Genomic DNA, 3,271 nt, shown 5'->3' on the forward strand with positions numbered 1-3,271 from the left:
GCCCTATACCAACGGTCCTTGTCATCTCGGGCATCTCCGGACATATGTTCCAGCCGATTTTTATGTGCGGTTCATGCGGAGAAAAGGGGAACATGCAGTCTTTGTCTGTGGTTCTGATAACCATGGAACGCCGATAGTTGTCAGTGCTGAAGCAGAGGGTGTCACGCCCCGGGTGATCTCTGAACGCTATCACACTCACTTTGCAGAGACCTTCAAACGCATGAATATTCACTTTGATCATTTCGGAATGACAGATGATCAAGCTACGAAGGCCCGCACCACCCATATTGTGAACAGGCTGATTAAAGCTGGTCATGTTTACCCAAAAATTATCCAGCAGGCTTACTGCCCCAAGTGTAAAAAATTCCTTCCTGACAGATACCTGGAGGGGATCTGCCCTCACTGTAGTAAGCCTGCCCGGGGGGATGAATGCGATCAGGGGTGCGGAAAGCACCTGGAACCTGGGGAACTTCTTAAGCCAACCTGTAAGATCTGCGGAACAGCTGCAGAATTCAGGGAGCAGGAACATTTCTTCTTCAGGCTTTCATCATTTCAGGATTATCTCAAGGATTTTCTGAAAGATCTCAAAGGGACAGACAACGCAATCAACTACGCCCTCGGCTGGGTCAATGAAGATCTTCATGACTGGTGCATCACCCGGACCCTGGAATGGGGGACAAAGTTTCCGGGCCGGGATGATCTGGTGGTGTATGTCTGGGTCGACGCCCCTATCGGATATATTGGGTTTACCGAAGAATGGGCAGAAGAGACCGGTTCTGACTGGAAAGATTATTGGTGTGAGGATAAGGCACGGATTACCCACTTTATCGGACAGGATATCACCTATCATCACTGTGTCTTCTGGCCTGCAATGCTGAAGGGTGCAGGATACGCAAAGCCCTATGCGGTGGTTGCATCAGGAATGGTCAAAATTGATGACCATAAATTTTCCAAGTCCCGCGGGTATGTGGTCTGGACCAATGATGATTACCTGGATCAGGGCCTCCCTAGTGATTACCTGCGGTATTACATCCTCACATATACCAGCCACACAAAGGAGATGAACTTCTCCTGGAAGTTGTATTTAGAGCGGGTAAACTCTGAAGTGGTGAATACTCTTGGCAACTTTGTGTACCGGTCAGTGCACCTCTCACATAAGCAGTTTGGCGGGGTACCTGATGTCCCTGTAGATCAGGAGATAAAAACCAGGATTGCAGAGACTCTGACAACAGTATCAGACCTTGTTGAATCATATGATTTCAAAGGAGCCGTTGATGCTGTCCTTGCACTTGCAGCATACGGTAACACCTATGTGCAGACCAATGAGCCGTGGAAACTTGCCAAGACTGATCTGGTTGCAATGGCCCAGGTCATGCGAAACAGTCTTCAGATAGCCAAAGCCCTTGCCCTGCTCATTGAGCCGGTTATGCCAGACCGGGCAGAAAAACTCTGGACACAACTTGGGATGACAACTCCTCTTTCAAAAGCAGGATTTGATGATGCACTGGTTGACCTAATACCCGGTCCACTCTCTCAACCATCAATATTGTTTGAAAAATTGGATGAGAAGAGGATCAATGTACTTGATGTTGATTTTAGGCAACGTATAGATGCCCTTACTTCACCTCCTGAACCAGATAATCAAATCACAATAGAAGAGTTTTCAAAAATTGAACTCAAGACCGGAAGAGTATTGTCTGCAGAAAATGTGCCTAAATCATCGAAACTTCTGAAGTTACAGGTTGGGTTTGGATCTGAGACCCGGCAGATCGTCAGTGGTATTGCCCAGTTCTATTCTCCAGAGGATTTAGTAGGTAAGGACGTTATTGTGGTCATGAATCTGAAGCCAGCGAAAATTTTTGGCATCGAGAGCAACGGGATGATTCTTGCTGCAGGGGATGAGGCCTCCCTGCTCGTACCGTTTAAACCCGTAGAACCAGGAACAAAAATCAGATAATTTTCCAATTATCCATTCAGAGTTTTTAAACTCTGAATCATCTTTTCTTTAACTGTCTGATCAGTTTCCCTTCCAAGAACTGCTTCAATATCTCTTCTTGCTGTAGTATCCCCAATTGCAGCAAGTCCTGTAGCAGCAATCCCACGGGTATATTGGTGCTCATCATTCAGCATACGAATCAGAGTTTGAACTGCTCTTGTATCTTTTATTATTCCTAGGGATTTTGCAGCCATGTACCTGACATGATCCTTTTCATCATCACAGGCCAGGATAAGTTCCTGAACTGGCTCATTGGATCTGATAAGCCCGAGCGTTTCAGCTGCCCTGTACCTAATTCTCCAGTCAGAATCATTTAGAAGTGCCAGGAGAGGTTTAACTGCCTCATCTCCATATCTGGCAATCTTCTGAACAGTTTCAGCCCGGTATTCTTTATTTGGATGGTATAACTCTTTGATCAGAACGGCAATCTTATCGGTTGAATGAGAACTCATACAAAAAAAGAGTTAGTAGGTAGAGGTATATCCAACCGTCTGTGCGAGGTCGAATAATCCCCGTGCCTGTGTATTCTGTTTGTCATCAATCTTGGTTGTTGTATTTGTTGATGACGGATCTTTACCGTAGGTCTCAAAGTTAGTTGTCTGATAGACTGAAGCAGAACCGGTTGCAAGCTTGTCTTTGGTATCAGAATCTACACCCTGAGCATCAAAGGCATATCGCAGATTTACAGGTGTCTTGGCATCTGCGGATATCATTCTTCCACCCATCTGTGTGACTGCAGCGACTTCCTTGACGTCCATCAGACTGCCCGCGCTGACGTATCCGCCAAATCCTGCTGCTCCACCAGATCCTGATGCAAACACACATTTTACTTCAGTATTGTTGGATGTTCCCCTACCGTACTGAGTAATTGTACCCTGCTCATCATAGAGCATCTGCCCACCTTCTGTCTCATTGGCAAGGTAATTGATAGTGTGTCTGACTCCAAGGTTATCGGTTCCCTGAGTTGCATTTGAACCGTCCATGCTGAAGTCTTTTGTATATCTGGTAGTACCGGATGCCGCAAGTGTGTTTTCACGGTAAGTGGTGTCTGTTCTCACTTCATCCCCACGCAGGGTTGCGGAGTGAATATTTCCATCTGGCGTATTTGTCTGTCCCCAATCCATATCATGATCGACAACAAGCGTTCCGATGCAGGTAGCATCAATTGTTGTTGTAAGACCTGTCTGGTCGTATAGTGCAGACGTGGGCCTTATTGCTGATACAAATCCTGGCAGGATAAATAGGCCAACCATGAGCAAGATGAGAAACCTGCTC

General features: G+C 46.3%; 3 protein-coding genes. 1 reads left to right on the forward strand and 2 read right to left on the reverse strand.

From position 1 onward, the window contains the following. Positions 1–1,957 (forward strand): methionine--tRNA ligase (metG, locus tag VN429_RS09240; RefSeq protein WP_325632463.1); only part of this gene is annotated, 1,957 nt, incomplete at its 5' end. A gap of 8 nt (positions 1,958–1,965) precedes the next feature. Here metG and VN429_RS09245 read toward each other — a convergent pair. Both VN429_RS09245 and VN429_RS09250 read right to left on the reverse strand, forming a co-directional pair. Further along, positions 1,966–2,448, reverse strand: coding sequence for a HEAT repeat domain-containing protein (locus tag VN429_RS09245; RefSeq protein ID WP_325632466.1), 483 nt, complete (start codon positions 2,446–2,448; stop codon positions 1,966–1,968). A 12-nt stretch (positions 2,449–2,460) separates the two neighbouring features. Beyond that, positions 2,461–3,271 (reverse strand): hypothetical protein (locus VN429_RS09250; protein ID WP_325632469.1); only part of this gene is annotated, 811 nt, incomplete at its 5' end.

Source organism: Methanospirillum sp., assembly GCF_035560735.1.
Lineage (GTDB): Archaea > Halobacteriota > Methanomicrobia > Methanomicrobiales > Methanospirillaceae > Methanospirillum.

Excerpts from the sequence above, each read along its gene's own strand:
- VN429_RS09245 (WP_325632466.1), bottom strand. The coding sequence starts at position 2,448 with ATGAGTTCTCATTCAACCGATAAGATTGCCGTTCTGATCAAAGAGTTA.